A 15,048-nucleotide genomic window follows, 5' to 3' on the forward strand; every position below is an offset into this window, starting at 1 on the left:
TCAGTTCCTCAACGGCTTGCCGGTCTTGAGCATGTGCGCGATGCGCTCCTGCGTTTTCGGCATCTGGGCGAGCGCAACGAAGTGCTCGCGCTCCAGGCGCAGCAGCCACTCCTCGTCGACCAGCGAACCACGGTCCACGTCGCCGCCGCAGATGACGGTCGCGATGCGCGTGGCGATCTCGTAGTCGTGCTCGGAGATGAAGCGGCCTTCGAGCATGTTCACGAGCATCATCTTGAATGTCGCGATGCCGACGTCGCCGGCGACCTGCACGCGGCGGCCGGGCATCGGCGGACGGTATCCGCCCTCGGCCAGTGCGCGCGCGTGAGCCTTCGCAACGTGCAGCAGCTCATGGGTGTTGAAGACGATGCTGTCGCTTTCGCGTGCGAGCTTGAGTGACCGCGCCTCGAACGCCGAGGTCGACACCTTGGCCATCGCCACGCTTTCGAACGCCGTCTTCAGCTGCGCGAACACATCGCCGCCCGGGCCGGCCGCATCGGAGGCGCGCACGGCGAACTCCTTGAGGCCGCCGCCCGCCGGCAGCAGGCCAACGCCTGCCTCGACGAGTCCGATGTAGCTCTCGAGCGCGAACACGGACTTCGCCGCGTGCATCTGGAATTCGCAGCCACCGCCAAGTGCCAGGCCGCGCACCGCTGCGACGACCGGAACCAGGGCGTACTTGATGCGCTGGCTGGTCGCCTGGAAGTTCGCGACCATTGCTTCGAAGCCCTTCACGTCCCCGGCCTGCAGCAGGCCGAGCGCGCCGGCAAGATCGGCGCCTGCCGAGAACGGCTCCTTCGGCTGCCAGATCACCAGGCCGCGGAAGTCGCGCTCGGCAATGCCGATCGCTTCCTGCAGGCCGTCGAGCACCTTGTCCGATACGGTGTGCATCTTCGTCTTGAAGCTGACAACGGCGATCTCATCGCCCTCGTCGGCCCACATGCGCACGCCTTCATTCTCATAGACGGTGCGGCCGGGCTCGAACTTTTCGCCGAGCAGGGGATCCGGAAAGCGCTGGCGGGCGTAGACCGGGTTCGTCGAGCGCGGGATCTGCGCATCACGTGCCGGGCTGTAGCTGCCGTCCGGGCCATGCACGCCACTACGGCCGTCGAACACCCAGTTCGGCAGAGATGCAGTACTCATCGCCTTGCCGGACACGATGTCTTCGGCGATCCAGTCCGCCACCTGCTTCCAGCCCGCGGCCTGCCAGGTTTCGAATGGGCCGATCGACCAGCCATAGCCCCAGCGCATTGCGAAATCGACGTCGCGCGCGGTTTCGGCGATGTCGGCCAGGTGGTAGGCGCTGTAGTGGAACGTGTCGCGGAAGCACGCCCAGAGGAACTGGGCCTGCGGGTGCGCGCTGGCGCGAAGGGCCGCGAACTTCTTCGCGGGGTCCTTCTCCTTCAGCATCGCCGCGACTTCCGCGTCGAGTTCGCCGGCCGATGCGCGGTAATCCTGCGCTTTGCGGTCGAGCACGAGGATGTCCTTGCCGCGCTTGGTATAGAACCCAGCGCCGGTCTTCTGCCCGAGCGCGCCCTTCTCGACAAGGCCAGCCAGCCAGGCCGGAGCCTTGAAATGTGCGTGCCACGGATCGGCCGGCAGCGTGTCCGCCATCGTGCGGATGACGTGGACCATCGTGTCCAGACCGACCACGTCCGCCGTGCGATAGGTTGCCGACTTCGGCCGGCCGATCGCCGGGCCCGTCAGCGCGTCGACGGTATCGAAGCCGAGGTCGAACTGCTCGGTGTGGTGCATCGCCGCCAGCATCGAAAACACGCCGATGCGGTTGCCGATGAAGTTCGGCGTGTCCTTCGCGATCACGACGCCCTTGCCGAGCGTGGTGGTCAGGAACGCCTCCAGTGACTCGAGCACTTCGGGCCGCGTACCGCGCGCCGGGATCAGCTCGGCCAGGTGCATGTAGCGCGGCGGATTGAAAAAGTGCACGCCGAGAAAGCGTGGGCGCAGCTGCTCCGGCAGCACGTCGGCCAGCGCATTGATGCCGAGGCCCGAGGTGTTGCTGGCCAGCACTGCGTGATCGGCGACGAACGGCGCGATCCTGCGGTAGAGGTCCTGCTTCCAGTCCATGCGTTCGGCGATCGCTTCGATGACCAGGTCGCAGCCGCGCAGCAGCTCGAGTCCCGTGTCGTAATTCGCCGGCACGATGCGCTCGGCAAGCGACTTTTCCGCGAGCGGGGCAGGGCTGAGCTTGGTCAGGTTCGCAATCGCCTTGATGACGACGCTGTCGGGGTCGCCCTCGCGTGCGGGAAGATCGAACAGGACAGTGTCGACACCGGCGTTCGTCAGGTGCGCAGCGATCTGCGCGCCCATGACGCCAGCGCCGAGCACGGCGGCGCGACGTACCAGAAGTGTGTTGGCCATGGAGTGGTCCTTGCTCATCGAAATGGGGTGGTCACCGGCGCCTAGGCGCCGGGCTCAGCTTTTGAATCCGGCAGCCGCAAAGCGGATCAGCTCGCGCGCCGCGCGTTCACGGTGGGCGGCCTCGCCCGTGCCGGCCGGCCGCTTGATCAGACCGAAATCGGCCATCGCGTAGGTCAGCGCGCCGGCAAGGAAGTCGAGCCGCCAGTAGAGCTCTTCCTTGCTGAGGTTCGGCACGACGGCCGCGATCGCCCTGGCGAACTCGCGCAGCACATGGCCGTAGTGGTCGGACAGGAACTTGCGTAGCCGATCGTTCTTTTCCGCATAAGCGCGGGCTACGACGCGGACGAACGCGCCGCCGCCGTGCCGGTCCTGGGCCATCGCGAGCGCCGGTTCCACGAACGCGGCGAGGATCGGCTCGAGTTCCCCGGGATGCTGCTCCACCGCGGCCTTGAGCGCGGCCATGCGCTGCTCGCTCATCTCGTCCATGCGTCGCCGGAAGACCTCGTTGACGAGGTTCTCCTTGCTGCCGAAGTGGTAATTGACGGCCGCGATGTTGACGTCTGCGCGGCTCGTGACCTGGCGCAGCGACGTTCCGGCAAAGCCGAACTGGGCGAACAGCTCTTCGGCTGCGCCGAGGATGCGGTCCTTGGTGGAGAAGTGGGCTGAGCTGGACATCGTTTCGGCCTGAATCAAACGCTTGTTTGATATTAGGCCCGCCTTTCGCGCGGCGTCAACTGGAAGCCCGAGGTCCGCAAACAGCGATTGCGAGCGTCGTGATGCCGTTCCCGTTTGATGCACTGATGCCGGCCCGCCATCGTTTTGCGAACGCCGGCGCAAACCGCGTAGAATCCGCGCAGCCATACCGGCTAAACCCGCGTCCCTACGCGGGTTTTCTGTTAGCTTCGGGCGCAGTGGTCGAACGTGCCGCTGCCGCCCGCCCATCCGGAGACCCTCCCATGGCGCTCGAGCGCACCCTTTCCATCATCAAGCCCGACGCGGTCGCGAAGAACGTCATCGGCGAGATCTACACCCGCTTCGAGAAGGCCGGCCTTCAGGTCGTTGCTGCGAAAATGAAGCATCTGTCCCGTCAGGAAGCGGAAGGCTTCTACGCAGTTCATCGCGAGCGTCCGTTCTTCAACGCGCTCGTCGAGTTCATGATCTCCGGCCCCGTGATGATCCAGGTGCTGCAGGGCGAGGGCGCCATGCTCAAGAACCGCGAGCTCATGGGTGCGACCAACCCGAAGGACGCCGCGCCGGGCACCATCCGCGCCGACTTCGCCGACAGCATCGACGCGAACGCCGTCCACGGCTCGGACAGCCTCGAGAACGCCGCGATCGAAATCGCGTACTTCTTCCCCGCGACCGACGTCTATCCGCGCTGATCGCTATCTGATTCAACCGCACCGACTATGACTTCCCGCGACGCCACCATTGAACTCAAGCTCACCGAGGCCGACGCGGCCGCGGTGCGCGTCGATGCGCGCCGCGCAGGAAGTGGTTCGGTGCAGCCGGGGTCGGGCAGGACCAACTTGTTCGACCTCTCGCGCATCGAGCTCGAGGATTTTTTCGAGCAGACGCTGGGCGAGAAGCGCTACCGCGCGCACCAGGTGATGAAGTGGATTCATCATCGCCACGTGACCGACTTCAACGGCATGACCGACCTCGGCAAGGCGCTTCGCGCCAAGCTCGAGCAGCACGCGCATGTGCATGCGCCGCTGGTGGTGTTCGACAAGGCGTCGACCGACGGCACGCATAAGTGGCTGCTGGGCATGGACCCGAAGAACGCGATCGAGGCCGTCTACATCCCGGACAAGGGTCGCGGCACGCTCTGCGTGTCGTCGCAGGTCGGGTGTGCGCTCAACTGCCAGTTCTGTTCGACCGCCACGCAGGGCTTCAACCGCAACCTTTCGACCGCCGAGATCATCGGGCAGGTCTGGGTCGCCGCACGCCACCTGGGCAATGTGCCGCACCAGCAGCGCAAACTCACGAACGTCGTGATGATGGGCATGGGCGAGCCGCTGGCGAATTTCGACAACGTCGTGCGCGCGATGAGCATCATGCGCGACGACCTCGGTTATGGCCTGGCGAACAAGCGCGTGACGCTCTCGACCGCCGGCATGGTGCCGATGATCGACAAGCTCGGCGAACTCAGCGATGTGTCGCTTGCGGTCTCGTTGCACGCGCCGACCGATGAGCTGCGCAGCGAGCTTGTCCCGCTCAACAAGAAGTACCCGATCGAAGTGCTGATGGATGCCTGCGTGCGGTACGCGCTGCGCAAGCCGGGCACGTCGGTCACGTTCGAGTACACGCTCATGAAGGGCGTGAATGACCAGCCGCAGCACGCGCGCGAACTCGTGCAGCTGATGCGCGCTTTCGACCGCGCCGTGCAGATGAAAGGCGCGGCCAAGATCAATCTGATTCCGTTCAACCCATTCCCGGGCACTCGGTTCGAGCGGCCGACCGATGTCGCGATCCGCACGTTCCAGAAACTCCTCAACGAGGCGGGCATGATCGCACCGGTCCGGCGGACCCGCGGCGACGATATCGATGCCGCGTGCGGCCAGCTGAAGGGGCAGGTGATGGATCGGACGCGTCGGCAGGCCGAGTTCCGCAAGCGGCTCGGCGGGCAGGGAGTCGATGATGCCGCGTAAGCGGCAGGATCTTTCCCACGCGGTCGCGCCCGCTGCCCGGCGTGCCAGTGCCGTACTCGGCGTTCTTTTGCTCTGTGCCAGCATCCTCGCGGGGTGCACCCGACTTTCGTTCGTCAAGCCCGACGTGTCTCGCGGCGGCTACGAACGCGTGGCGCCGGAAATCGATGTCAAGCCGACCCGTCGCGACAACGGCGCAGCGTCGCTGGTGAACCTGGCTCGTGTCCGCCTGCAGTCCGGCGCCAACGAAGAAGCGCTCAAGCTTGCCCGCCAGGCGGTGAAACGCGATCCCAAATCGGTGGACGCGCACATGCTGCTGGCTTTGGCGCTGGACCGGTCCGGCGCGGCAGGCAAGGCTGGCGTACATCACCAGCGCGCCGCAGAGCTGGGCCCCACGCGCGGCGAGGCGCAGAACAATTACGGAGTCTGGTTGTGCGGGCAGGGGCGCGCGGCCGAATCACTGCGATGGTTCGAAGCTGCGCTCGCTGTCCCGGGCTACCCGACGCCGTCGGCGGCGCTCGCGAACATCGGGACCTGCGCGCTCGAGGCGGGGCAGGCGGCGCTCGCCGAGCGCGCGCTGCGGCAGGCGATCGAAGTCGACCCCGAGAATCCCGTTGCCCTCGCGGCGCTTGCCAAGCTTGCATTCGCCAAGGGGCGGTGGCTTGAAGCCCGCGCGTTTTCCCAGCGCCGGCTCGCGGCAGCGCCCCCTGACGTCACTTCATTGCAGCTTGCGTCACAAATCGAGCAGCAACTCGGCGACACTGCCGCAGCGCGGCGATATGGTGAACAAATGCGAAAGGAGTTTCCGGCGGCGCGGAACTCCCGCTCAGGGGAAGTGGAAGGTCGATGACGTACCAGACGGATGGCGGACCTGAGAACGGCACGGGTTTCGGCTCGCGTCTGAAGCGTTCCCGCGAGAATGCAGGGTTGACGATCGATGAGGTCTCGCAAAGGCTCAAGACGCCCGCGCGGATCATCACGGCTCTTGAAGCCGACGACTGGTCGATACTCGGCGCTCCGATCTTTATCCGGGGGCAGCTGCGAAGCTACGCCCGGCTGCTCGGCGAGCCGATGCCCGAGGCAGTCGAAGAAGCCGTGGCGCCCCAGTCCGAGGCCGTCAAGCTCGTCAGCCATACGCACACACCGCGGTACCGCCGCCTCGCCGAGCAGGCGGGCAGGCGCGCGATCTACATCGTGCTGACGGTGACGCTCGTCGCCCCGGTGTGGATGGCAACGCGCAGCCACCTCTCCGGTTCGCTGGCGCCAGCGCAGTCGCTCGACCTCCCCCTACAAGCGGTCGACGCGGACGGAACCACGCCTGCGCCGAGCTCGCCATCGGCCGCAGAGCGTCAGCCGCTCGTTGCTTCGATGGCGGCCCTGCCGGAGCGTCGCGAGACTGCTACGGCCGCGCTGACGCTGCGTCTGCACGGCGACACCTGGGTTGAGGTGTTCGCTCGCGACGGAAGCCTCATCGAAAAAGGCCTCCTGATTTCAGGCCAGGTACGCAGCTACGACGCACAGCGCGTCGGGCGTGTGCTGCTGGGCAATTCGTCGGCGGTGGAAGTCCAGAACGCCGGCAAGCACGTCGACCTCGCGCCATTCAGCCAAGCGAACGTGGCCCGCTTTACGCTATCCTCTGACGGTTCCCTCGCACCGGTCGCCCACTGACCCGCGCGCGGGTCTGCCCAATCCTGCCGGCCCTGTTGAGCCGGTTTCTTCCTATTGGGTCTCTGCTTCGCGGCAGGGGCGATACATCAGGGCTGCCACTGCATGGCGTTAGACGATGTTCTTGACGAGCACGAGCAGAGCGAGCGCGTACTCGCCTGGCTGAGACGAAACGGCGCGGGACTCGTCGGGGGAATTCTCCTCGGCCTTGCGGCGATTTATGGTTGGAAGTGGTGGCAGGCTCGGGAAGCCAGCGAGCAGGCCGCAACTGCGACGCGTTACCAGGCGGCGGTCGATGCAATTGCGGCTGGCAATCTGGCCGAGCAGTCGAAGATCCAGGCGCTGGAGCCGGGCCTGTACCGCACGCTGGGCAGTCTCGCCGTTGCCCGCGCGCAGGTCGAGCAGAACCAGCGCGACGCCGCGATCGAAACCCTCCGTTCGATCCGTGCCGAGGATCCCGCGCTTGCCGCGATCGTCAATGAGCGCCTCGCACGCCTGCTGATCGACGGGCAGAAGGCGCAGGACGCACTGAAGCTGCTCGAGTCGTCTGAAACCGCAGGCGCACTTGAAGTGCGCGGCGACGCCTACTTCGCGCTGGGTCAGCCTGAGCGCGCTCGCGAAAGTTATACCCGCGCACTGACGCTGCTCGAAGTCGACGCGCCTCAGCGCCGCCTCGTCGAACTGAAGCTGACCCAGGTCGGCGGTACCCCCTCCAAGCCCGAGGCCAGGACTTGATGAAGTCACGATTCCCCCAACGCTCCGCCGCGCGCAGCGCGCCGGCCCTCGTCGCGCGAATGGCCGTCGTCATGGCTTGCGGTGTTGCCCTCAGTGGCTGCTCCACCGTGCGTGGCTGGTTCTCCAGTGACAAGGAAAAGCCGAGCGAGCCGGTCGAACTCACGGACATCACGCCGTCGGTGTCGGTGGCGCGCCTGTGGTCGGTCGACATCGGTGATGGCGAAGGCCGTCTCGGTTCCCGCCAGACTCCGGCGGTCGCGGATGGTCGCGTTTACGCGGCAGCGGTCGAAGGCGGCGTCCGCGCAATTGATCTGCAGTCCGGCAAGGTTCTCTGGCACTTCGAGAGCGATCTGGACCTTTCGGGCGGACCCGGCGTCGGCGACGGACTCGTCGTGGCCGGTGGCCTCGACGGTAACGTCGTCGCGCTCGACGCGGCATCCGGCGCGGAAAAATGGCGCGCAAAGGTGACCGGTGAGGTCATCGCCGCGCCCGCAATCGGACTCGGCATGGTGTACGTGCGTTCGAACGACGGCCGCGTGACCACGTTCGACGCCGCAACGGGCGAGCGGCGCTGGTTCTGGAACCGCGAAGTGCCCACGTTGTCGGTGCGCGGCAACAACGCCCCCGCGCTCGGTCCCGGCTTCGTGTTCGTCGGCAACGACGACGGAACCGTGGTCGCGCTGTCGGCGACCGACGGGAAGCCGCTCTGGGAGCAGGCGATCGCGCAGCAGGAAGGTCGTACCGAACTCGACCGCATGGCCGACGTCGACGGCACTCCGGTGCTCGACGGGTCGGTGCTCTACGCGAGCAGCTTCGGCAATCGCACCGCCGCGATCGATGCCCCGACTGGCCGCCCGTTGTGGTCCAGCGAGAATGGCGGGCCCGGCCGCGTTGCGGTTTCTTCCGACCGTGCGGTCGTCACGGCACCGAACGGCGTCGTCTACGGTCTGGACAAGAACGGCGGCAGCGCCCTGTGGCAGCAGCCCGGCCTGACGCGCCGCGGCGTCACTGCACCGGCAATTCACGGCGAGTACGCACTGGTCGGTGACTATGATGGCTACCTGCACTGGCTGAAGCTTGAAAATGGCGAGTTCGCGGGCCGCGCACGCGCCGGGCGCAAGGCGTTCCGCGGGGCTCCGGTGGTCGTGGACGGCATTGCGCTGGTCCAGAACGTCAACGGCGAGCTAACGGCGTTCCGGCTCGGCCAATAGCCGCTGCTGGCGGCGGCCGGCCGGTTTGCTGCTCACTAGCGCCGCCCGCCCGGGCGGCGCTGTTGTCTTAAGACCCTGTCCGACTCTCGAATCCCGACGGTAGACCCATGCTTCCCCTCGTCGCACTCGTCGGCCGGCCCAACGTCGGCAAATCCACCCTCTTCAACGCGCTCACGCGAAGCCGCGACGCGTTGGTCCACGATCAGCCCGGCGTCACGCGTGACCGCCACTACGGCGTGTGTCGCCCCGAGGGACGCCGTGCGTTCGCGGTGGTCGATACCGGCGGTATTGCAGGCCAGGAGGAAGGCCTTGCGGGCGCGACGGCGCGGCAGGCGCGCGCGGCCGCGGAAGAGGCCGACCTGGTTCTGTTTGTTGTCGACGGACGCGAAGGTGCATCCGCACTCGACGACGAGATCCTTGCCTGGCTGCGCAAGGCGGCGCGTCCGACCTTGCTGGTGGTCAACAAGACCGACGGCATCGACGTGCAGGCAGCGCTGAACGAATTCGCGCGATACGGAATCGGCGAAGCGGTCGCTGTCTCCTCCGCCCACCGGCAGGGCATCGACGATCTGATCGACGAAACACTGGGGCGCGTGCCGGACGAAGGTGCGACGGCCGAGCTCGATGCCGATCCGGACCGAATCCGCGTGGCTTTCATCGGTCGGCCGAACGTCGGCAAGTCGACGCTGGTCAACCGGCTCCTCGGCGAGGAGCGCATGATCGCATCGGAGGTCCCCGGCACGACGCGGGACTCCGTCGCAATCGACATGGAACGCGATGATCGGCTTTACCGCCTGATCGACACGGCCGGTCTGCGACGCAAGTCGAAGGTCGACGAAGCGGTCGAGAAGTTCTCGATCGTCAAAACGCTGCAGGCGATCGAGCAGTGCCAGGTCGCGGTGATCCTGATCGACGCCACCGAAGGCGTGACCGACCAGGACGCGAGTGTGCTCGGGTACGCGCTCGACGCGGGCCGCGCGCTCGTGGTGGCCGTCAACAAGTGGGACGGCCTGACCGAGTACCAGCGGCAGCAGGCCGAAGCGCTGCTGGCGCGCAAGCTCGGCTTCGTCGAGTGGGCGGAGGCCGTGCGGATCAGCGCGAAGCACGGGTCGGGGCTGCGCGAGCTGTTCCGCGCGATCCACCGTGCGCATGCATCGGCGACGACCGAGCTCGGCACGAGCGAAGTCACGAAAGCGCTTGAAATTGCATACGAAACGAATCCCCCGCCGGTTGTACGCGGACATGTCGCGAAGCTGCGCTTCGCGCATCCATCGGGCACGAACCCGCCGACGTTTGTCGTCCATGGCACGCGCCTGCGCACGCTGAGCGATTCGTACAAGCGTTACCTGGAGAATTTCTTCCGTAAGCGATTCAAGCTGGTCGGCACGCCGATCCGGTTCGTGTTCAAGGAAGGCACGAACCCGTACGAGGGCCGCAAGAATCCGCTCACGGATCGGCAGGTCGCGAAGAAGCGGCGGCTGTTGCGTCACGTCAAGCGCGGCAAGTAACTGCGGCTGCGTCGGCCCGAGCTTGTGCGACGTGCGGCACCGCAATGTGTTCTCAATGCGCTCGCGCGCTGTCCGCGCGAGTCGGCCGGTCCGTCCCGCGAGTACGCCGGCGCGCCACGCCTGATCGCCTGTGGCGTCTGATCACAGCGCACCCCTGCCTGGACCGGCGGACACGACCCTCGGCATCCTGGCCGGTGGCCGCGGCGTCCGCCTTGGTGGCGTGGAAAAAGCCTGGATGCAGCGCGACGGGATTCCTCAGGTGCTGCGCTGCCACGCCGCGTTCCGCGAAGTGACCTGCACCGCGCTCGTCAGTGCGAACCGTGATCTGCCGCGCTACCGCGCGCATGGACTGCTGGCAGTGGCCGACTCCGCGCCGGCGGGCCGGGGCCCTGTCGCAGGGCTTGCTGCTCTCGTGGCCCAGTGCCGGACCGAGTGGCTCCTCACAGTGCCGGTAGATCTGGTCGACTTCGACCCGTCGGTTGCTCTGTGCCTGTTCGAAGCGTCCGACGCGGACGGCGCGGTGGCGCTCGACGAGGACGGCGTGCAGCCGCTGGTTGCGCTGTGGCGCACCGCGGCGCTACGTGACTGCGTCCGGGCGCTGCCGGGGCTCGATGTGGCGGTGCGGACTCTGCAGGCGCGGCTGAAGATGAGCGAGGTGGCTCTCGCCGGGCAGCGGTTCGGAAACCTCAATACCGGAGGCGACCTGCGCGCTGCCGGCGTTCGTATCGACAGAACCGAGCAAGGCAATGAAGCTTGAAGACGCCCTTCAGGAAGTGCATCAGATCGCGCGCCGACAGCTGCCCGACGTCGAGCGGCTCGCGCTCGGGCGTTCGCACGGTCGCGTGCTCGCACGGCCGCCGCCGGCGCAAGCTGAAGACGCCCTTTCCCCGTCGCTGGCTGCTGGCATGGTGCTGACGCCGCTGCGCGTCGGTGGTCTTGCCGCGGCGGGCCACGCAACAGTCGAAGTGATACGCCGCCCGACAGTCGCGGTATTCACGGTCGGAGACTGGGGGGCGCCGGGCACACCCGGGGCTGCCGGCGCAGGATCCGACCACGCCCGTGACCTGCTGGTCGGGCTGCTGCGTGCGGACGGGTACGAGCCGACCTCGTGGCCGCAGTTGCCGGCGGATCCACGCCAGGTCGAGATCGCGCTGCGCGATGCAGGCTGCGCGTTCGACACCATCCTGGTCAGTGGCGGTGAGGGGGCACTCGTACAGGTCGGCCAGGTAATGGCCGAATTCGGCAAAGCGCATTTCTCGACGGTCGAGTGCGGCCCGGGGCGCTTTGACGCGGTAGGCGGCGTGCTCGATGAGGCCGGTCTGCTCGGCCTGCCGTCCGACGCGGTCGCGCTCGCCGGGCTGTACCTGACGCTCGGGCGTGCGCTGCTGGACGGGCTGCAGGGAAGGAAGGGTCCAAGGCCGACCTGCCGGGGCTTGCTGGCCGAAGCGCCAGCCTCGGCCGGGTTCCAGTTCGCCCGCGTCGAGTGCTCGCCCGCCGGTGAGCTGCGGCTGCGGCCCGTCGCCGGCGAGCTCGTCGCGCTGCCGGCGGATGCGAACGCAGTGCTCGTGCATCCGGCCGTCGAGAGCGGCTTCCAGACTGGCGGCGCCGCCGAAGCGATCCTGCTGCCCGGCGCCTGAGCCGGCGATAATCCGGCCATGGGTATCGAACGGATCACGCCATCACAGGCGCAGGAACGGCAGCGGCGGGGCATCAGGCTGATCGACGTGCGCGAGCCGCATGAGAGGGCAGGCGGCGCAGCAGCGGACTCGCTCGGTGTCCCGAAAGCCGAGCTGGAAGCCGACCCGGGCGCGATTGCGCAGAATCGCGGTGAGCCGCTCATGCTGATCTGCGAGCGGGGCGGCAGGTCGTTGCAAGCTGCGGAACGTCTGCATGCGCTCGGCTATTCGTCGATCGCGTCGGTCGACGGCGGCACCTCGCGCTGGATAGGCGACGGACTGCCCGTCGTGCGCGACGAGACCCAAGGCGACACCAATTTCCACGAACGCTACTCACGTCACCTGCGCCTGCCCGAGGTCGGCATCGCCGGGCAGCGCAGGCTGGAGGCGGCCGATGTCGCGATGATCGGCGCAGGCGGGCTCGGTTCGCCGATCGCGTTCTACCTCGCTGCAGCCGGCGTCGGCAGGCTGACGATTGCCGACGACGACGTGGTCGACCGCAGCAACCTGCAGCGCCAGATCCTGCACACCGATGACGCAGTGGGCACGCGGAAGGTGGACTCGGCACGCGCGCGCGTCGCCGCGTTGAACCCCGATGTGGATGTCCGCCGCTTCGCCGAGCGGGTGACCGCGGCGAACGTGGAACGGCTGATCGGCGATGCGGACGTCGTCATCGACGGTGCCGATAACTTTCCGGCGCGCTACCTCGTAAACGACGCCTGCGTGAAGCTCGGCAAGCCGCTGGTGTACGGCGCCGTGCACCGGTTCGAGGGGCAGGCCAGTGTGTTCGACGCCGGGCGTCGACGGGGCCAGGCGCCATGCTACCGCTGCCTGTTTCCCGAGCCGCCACCGCCCGAGGCCGCGCCGAACTGCGCCGAAGCCGGGGTGCTTGGGGTCCTGCCGGGCGTGATCGGCCTGGTGCAGGCGACCGAGGCGATCAAGCTGATCCTGGGCATCGGCGATTCGCTCGCGGGCAGGCTGCTGCACTTCGATGCGCTCGCGATGCGGTTCCGCGAAACGCGACTGACGCCGGACCCGGACTGCGTCGTCTGCGCGCCCGGGCGCTCATTTCCGGGCTACGTCGATTACGCGACGTTTTGCGCAGGGGGCTGAGCGTGGTTAGTGCGAGCGCGCCGGCTCTGGGGCCGATCGCGCTTGACCGCCAACTCGAGCCGAGCCCGCGATCGCGAGTCCTGTAACTACGACCACCGCGGTGCCGCACGGACGGACACGCCGCCCGACGGTGCGCCAGCACCCGCCAGGGCCGCGGGCCATGAAAAATCGACCAAGCGTCGTGCCAGCGGCTCAGTAGCCACATCGTGTCACCGCACGAACTGCCGCAGCGCCTCCCCGAACCGCTCGTCGAGATCGATCGTGTTGTGACCGGCTCCACGAAGCTCGACCACCCTCGGCGCCACCGGCAGGGCGTCGACGAGCGCCTGTGTGCTCGCGGCCGGAACCACCTCGTCCCGGACCGCGCGGATGATCAGCGTGGGTCCACGGTAGTTCGCGAGGTCGCGTGCCGCGTCGAACCGCTCCCGAAGCAGCCACCCGACCGGCAGCCAGCGCATGTGGAACTGGGCGACCGTTGCGAGGCTGTCGAACGGCGTAACGAGCACCAGCGCGTCAACAGGGCGGGCCGACGCGACGTGACTCGCGACGCCGCTTCCGAGGCTGCGTCCGATCAGCGTGATCTTGCCCGCCGGATGGGCCGCACGTACCACGTCGTTCAGCGCGACCGCGTCCGAGGTCAGCGCCGCTTCGCTCGGTCGCCCGTCGCTTGCGCCGTAGCCCCGGTACGCGAGCAGGTAGACCGTGTGCCCCGGAAACCAGGCGGCCAGCCGGGGCGCCATCAACTGGATCGCTTCGGCGTTGCCGCCGAAGTAAATGATCGCGTCCCGCTGTCCCGGGTTCATGCGCCAGCCGCGCAGTCGTACATCGCCGCGATCGAGCGCGAAGTCCGTCTGGACCGGCGCCACGCGCGTCAGGTGCGGGTGGTAGATGAACTCGCGCTGCCGCACCGCGAGGCCTGCCGCCATCAGCACATAGCAAAGCGCGAGCAGCCCAACGGCGATCGCAATCGTCTTCATCCCGGTTCCTTTGCCGCCTATCACGCGTTGAACCTTGGGTTCCGGGGCTCGTCACGCAATGGCCCGCATATACGATGCGCAGCGTCCGTGCCGGGTGCGCGCGCGATTGGGTGATAATTGCGGCCCGAAAACCGACCAGGCCCTGCGTTTCGCATGACGGCAGCTTCCGACGCGACCACCGCCCGCATCCTCGACGGCAAACGCATCGCCGAGGATCTGCTCGACAACCTGAAGGCACAGGTCGATGCGCGTATCGCCGCTGGCCTGAGGCCGCCGGGACTTGCGGTCGTGCTGGTGGGCGATGATCCGGCATCCAGCGTGTACGTGCGCAACAAGCGCCGCGCCGCGCAGAAGGTCGGTATCCGTGCGATTGATTACGACCTGCCGGCGGACACCTCCGACGCCGACCTGCTGGCGCTGATCGACCGGCTCAACGCCGACCCCGAGGTGCACGGGATTCTGGTCCAGCTGCCGTTGCCCGATCGCCGCGACGCAACCGCGTTGATCAATCGCATCGATCCGCGCAAGGACGTCGACGGCTTCCACCCGCAGAACGTCGGTCACCTCGCGCTGCGCCAATTCGGCCTACGGCCCTGCACGCCGCGCGGAATCACCACGCTGCTGGCGTACACGGACCGCGCGGTGCGCGGTCAGAGCGCGACGATCATCGGCGTGTCCAACCACGTCGGCCGTCCGATGGCACTCGAGCTGCTGATCGCGGGCTGCACGGTCACGTGCTGCCACAAGTTCACGCCGCCGGACGTGCTGGAAGCGGCCGTGCGTGGCGCCGACATCCTCGTCGTTGCCGTAGGCCGGCCGGGGCTGATCCCGGGAGAGTGGGTGAAGCCGGGGGCGGTCGTGATCGACGTGGGCATCAACCGTCTCGATGACGGCCGTCTGGTCGGCGATGTCGGCTTCGCCGAGGCCGCCCGCCGGGCCAGCTGGATCACGCCGGTGCCGGGCGGGGTCGGCCCGATGACGGTCGCGACGCTGATGCAGAACACGCTCGAGGCCGCCGAAGCAGCCGACCGCTGAGACCGGCTGCGCCAAATCCGAACGGCGGCACACGGCGCTGCCGCGCGGCCCGCCCGGACCGCTGCGGCAGCGGTTAGAATGGCGTGCTTCATCCATCCGGGCCC

The 15,048-nt window shown here is 67.7% G+C and carries 14 protein-coding genes; 11 read left to right on the forward strand and 3 right to left on the reverse strand.

From position 1 onward, the window contains the following. Both ACFFGH_RS07915 and ACFFGH_RS07920 read right to left on the reverse strand, forming a co-directional pair. Nucleotides 1-2,376, reverse strand: coding sequence for a 3-hydroxyacyl-CoA dehydrogenase/enoyl-CoA hydratase family protein (locus ACFFGH_RS07915; RefSeq protein WP_386666708.1), 2,376 nt, complete (start codon nt 2,374-2,376; stop codon nt 1-3). 54 nt (nt 2,377-2,430) lie between these two features. Beyond that, complete coding sequence (locus ACFFGH_RS07920; protein WP_386667439.1) at nt 2,431-3,051, reverse strand: TetR/AcrR family transcriptional regulator; 621 nt, start codon at nt 3,049-3,051, stop codon at nt 2,431-2,433. 281 nt (nt 3,052-3,332) lie between these two features. On the opposite strand from ACFFGH_RS07920, the gene ndk reads away from it, so the two are divergent. The 10 genes from ndk to moeB all read left to right on the forward strand — a co-directional run bounded on the left by ndk (nt 3,333) and on the right by moeB (nt 12,932). Continuing rightward, the gene (gene ndk, locus ACFFGH_RS07925) at nt 3,333-3,758 is read left to right on the forward strand and encodes a nucleoside-diphosphate kinase (RefSeq protein ID WP_386666711.1); all 426 of its coding nucleotides are present in this window, start codon (nt 3,333-3,335) and stop codon (nt 3,756-3,758) included. Between the two features lie 27 nt (nt 3,759-3,785). Beyond that, nucleotides 3,786-5,027, forward strand: a complete 1,242-nt coding sequence (gene rlmN / locus ACFFGH_RS07930; RefSeq protein ID WP_386666713.1) for a dual-specificity RNA methyltransferase RlmN — start codon at nt 3,786-3,788, stop codon at nt 5,025-5,027. After that, a complete protein-coding gene (pilW, locus tag ACFFGH_RS07935) occupies nt 5,017-5,874 on the forward strand; it encodes a type IV pilus biogenesis/stability protein PilW (protein WP_386666717.1) in 858 nt (285 codons plus the stop codon). Before rlmN ends, pilW begins: the two co-directional genes overlap by 11 nt. Further along, nucleotides 5,871-6,692: a RodZ domain-containing protein gene (locus ACFFGH_RS07940; RefSeq protein ID WP_386666720.1), complete on the forward strand. Its 822-nt coding sequence runs from the start codon at nt 5,871-5,873 to the stop codon at nt 6,690-6,692. The genes pilW and ACFFGH_RS07940 overlap by 4 nt, the downstream gene beginning before the upstream one ends. A gap of 102 nt (nt 6,693-6,794) precedes the next feature. After that, entirely contained in the window at nt 6,795-7,424 is a 630-nt protein-coding gene (locus ACFFGH_RS07945) for a YfgM family protein (RefSeq protein WP_386666722.1), read from the forward strand. After that, complete coding sequence (bamB, locus tag ACFFGH_RS07950; protein WP_386666724.1) at nt 7,424-8,635, forward strand: outer membrane protein assembly factor BamB; 1,212 nt, start codon at nt 7,424-7,426, stop codon at nt 8,633-8,635. Before ACFFGH_RS07945 ends, bamB begins: the two co-directional genes overlap by 1 nt. Before the next feature lie 107 nt (nt 8,636-8,742). Further along, complete coding sequence (gene der / locus ACFFGH_RS07955) at nt 8,743-10,143, forward strand: ribosome biogenesis GTPase Der (RefSeq protein WP_386666727.1); 1,401 nt, start codon at nt 8,743-8,745, stop codon at nt 10,141-10,143. Nucleotides 10,144-10,273: 130 nt separating this feature from the next. Beyond that, complete coding sequence (gene mobA / locus ACFFGH_RS07960; RefSeq protein WP_386666729.1) at nt 10,274-10,900, forward strand: molybdenum cofactor guanylyltransferase; 627 nt, start codon at nt 10,274-10,276, stop codon at nt 10,898-10,900. Continuing rightward, the gene (locus ACFFGH_RS07965) at nt 10,890-11,780 is read left to right on the forward strand and encodes a MoeA family protein (protein ID WP_386666731.1); all 891 of its coding nucleotides are present in this window, start codon (nt 10,890-10,892) and stop codon (nt 11,778-11,780) included. Before mobA ends, ACFFGH_RS07965 begins: the two co-directional genes overlap by 11 nt. A gap of 18 nt (nt 11,781-11,798) precedes the next feature. Beyond that, nucleotides 11,799-12,932 carry a molybdopterin-synthase adenylyltransferase MoeB gene (gene moeB / locus ACFFGH_RS07970; protein ID WP_386666734.1) on the forward strand — a complete coding sequence of 378 codons (1,134 nt, stop codon included), beginning with the start codon at nt 11,799-11,801 and terminating at the stop codon, nt 12,930-12,932. Between the two features lie 209 nt (nt 12,933-13,141). On the opposite strand, the gene ACFFGH_RS07975 is transcribed toward moeB, so the two are convergent. After that, on the reverse strand, nt 13,142-13,909 hold the full coding sequence (locus tag ACFFGH_RS07975) for an alpha/beta hydrolase (RefSeq protein WP_386666737.1): 768 nt from the start codon (nt 13,907-13,909) through the stop codon (nt 13,142-13,144). A 153-nt stretch (nt 13,910-14,062) separates the two neighbouring features. On the opposite strand from ACFFGH_RS07975, the gene folD reads away from it, so the two are divergent. Beyond that, nucleotides 14,063-14,944 (forward strand): bifunctional methylenetetrahydrofolate dehydrogenase/methenyltetrahydrofolate cyclohydrolase FolD, encoded by an 882-nt coding sequence (gene folD, locus ACFFGH_RS07980; protein ID WP_386666739.1) that lies wholly within the window; start codon nt 14,063-14,065, stop codon nt 14,942-14,944. Nucleotides 14,945-15,048 lie beyond the last annotated feature (104 nt).

The sequence above is a fragment of the Lysobacter korlensis genome (assembly GCF_042434515.1).